Annotated in this window: 7 tRNA genes; 4 read left to right on the top strand and 3 right to left on the bottom strand. The window is 43.1% G+C overall.

From position 1 onward, the window contains the following. Window positions 1-222: 222 nt before the first annotated feature. From PAARA_RS15915 to PAARA_RS15905, 3 genes are all read right to left on the bottom strand, one after another. A tRNA-Glu gene (locus tag PAARA_RS15915) sits at window positions 223-298 on the bottom strand. Between the two features lie 129 nt (window positions 299-427). Next, a tRNA-Glu gene (locus tag PAARA_RS15910) sits at window positions 428-503 on the bottom strand. 39 nt (window positions 504-542) lie between these two features. Then, window positions 543-618 (bottom strand) — tRNA-Ala (locus tag PAARA_RS15905). Between the two features lie 653 nt (window positions 619-1271). On the opposite strand from PAARA_RS15905, the gene PAARA_RS15900 reads away from it, so the two are divergent. From PAARA_RS15900 to PAARA_RS15885, 4 genes are all read left to right on the top strand, one after another. Beyond that, window positions 1272-1347: transfer RNA gene (locus PAARA_RS15900), tRNA-Val, on the top strand. 36 nt (window positions 1348-1383) lie between these two features. Further along, window positions 1384-1459: transfer RNA gene (locus tag PAARA_RS15895), tRNA-Val, on the top strand. A gap of 67 nt (window positions 1460-1526) precedes the next feature. Continuing rightward, window positions 1527-1602, top strand: a tRNA-Val gene (locus PAARA_RS15890). Between the two features lie 38 nt (window positions 1603-1640). Continuing rightward, a tRNA-Val gene (locus tag PAARA_RS15885) sits at window positions 1641-1716 on the top strand.

The following is a 1716-nucleotide window of genomic DNA, read 5'->3' as shown; positions in this document are numbered from 1 at the left end:
ACCCCTGTTACCGCCGTGAAAGGGCGGTGTCCTAGGCCTCTAGACGATGGGGACACAAAATGTGTCACTAGGACAACTGAATAGTTAAACTCGATTCAGACGAGCTTTTAATAACACAGCACTTAAAATAAGTGGCGTCCCCAAGAGATTCGTACTCTTGATAACGTCGTGCATAGATTGCGCGGTATCACCACCCCACTACACATAACCTACTTAAATAAGTGGCGTCCCCAAGGGGATTCGAACCCCTGTTACCGCCGTGAAAGGGCGGTGTCCTAGGCCTCTAGACGATGGGGACACATAATGTGTCACTAGGACATTAAATGATAGTTTGACTCATATCGGAGTTAAGGTTACTAAAATAACATGCAAGTACTCGAGACTAACATATTTATTTACTGGCAATTGCTCACTTACTTAGAGTAAGTGGCGTCCCCAAGGGGATTCGAACCCCTGTTACCGCCGTGAAAGGGCGGTGTCCTAGGCCTCTAGACGATGGGGACGCAGAAAACTGCAACCCTAGGACAAACACTATGCAAATCTGGTGGAGCTATGCGGGATCGAACCGCAGACCTCTTCGCTGCCAGCGAAGCGCTCTCCCAGCTGAGCTATAGCCCCGACTTGCATAATACACACTACCAATTAACCTTGGCTGTGTATCGCTGAGTGCGGGGCGCATTCTATGCAGCCCCCCAAATAAAGTCAACAGTTTTTTATCGATGTTTATTTAAATGATTTAAATTTCAACAAGCTGACTAAATAACAGTCCATCGAGAAGATATTTTAAACACTTTGACAAATATCGATACCTTTTCATGATCAATGCGTAAGTTTGCATTGTCGATGCTCTTACTCGTCAGTGTACGCAGTTATAAAAGGTATACATTTATATGCAAAATAAGATTAAGAAAATATAGCCGTTAAAATAGCACTCTCCCCTACTGGGCTGCTTAACACTTTTAATGCAGCCTAGATTATCCGGTTTCCGAGCCCTCACTATTTATTTGTAATTTGGGCAAACTAGCTATAACCGAGCGATCTTTTCATATATATATAAAAAGTGAAATATAAAATTGAGCCTTTTATAGCTTACTTATCATCTAATAAATAACTAAAACTGTGCAATTGTTCATCAAAACACACACAAAGCCCATGTGATTGTTTATAAAAGCTGCACCTAACACATTTTTACTCATTCAAGTGTTGACACATTTACAACTCTATCTATAATAGCGCCCCACAACAACGCAGCAATGAGTTGTTTTAGATATGGGTCGTTAGCTCAGTTGGGAGAGCATCGCCCTTACAAGGCGAGGGTCACTGGTTCAAGTCCAGTACGACCCACCATTATTCCCTAATGGTGTTCATATCTAAATTCTTAATGGGTCGTTAGCTCAGTTGGGAGAGCATCGCCCTTACAAGGCGAGGGTCACTGGTTCAAGTCCAGTACGACCCACCATTTACTTTCACTTTACAAAGAAAGTTTAGGTGGTCCTTTCATTAAGAAAATATGCTGTATGTAATATGGGTCGTTAGCTCAGTTGGGAGAGCATCGCCCTTACAAGGCGAGGGTCACTGGTTCAAGTCCAGTACGACCCACCATTTTAAAAATGGTGTTTCATATTACAAAAAATCTAAATGGGTCGTTAGCTCAGTTGGGAGAGCATCGCCCTTACAAGGCGAGGGTCACTGGTTCAAGTCCAGTACGACCCACCA

Source organism: Pseudoalteromonas arabiensis (assembly GCF_001550155.1).
GTDB classification, from domain to species: domain Bacteria; phylum Pseudomonadota; class Gammaproteobacteria; order Enterobacterales; family Alteromonadaceae; genus Pseudoalteromonas; species Pseudoalteromonas arabiensis.
This window is presented reverse-complemented; position numbering and strand designations above follow the sequence as displayed.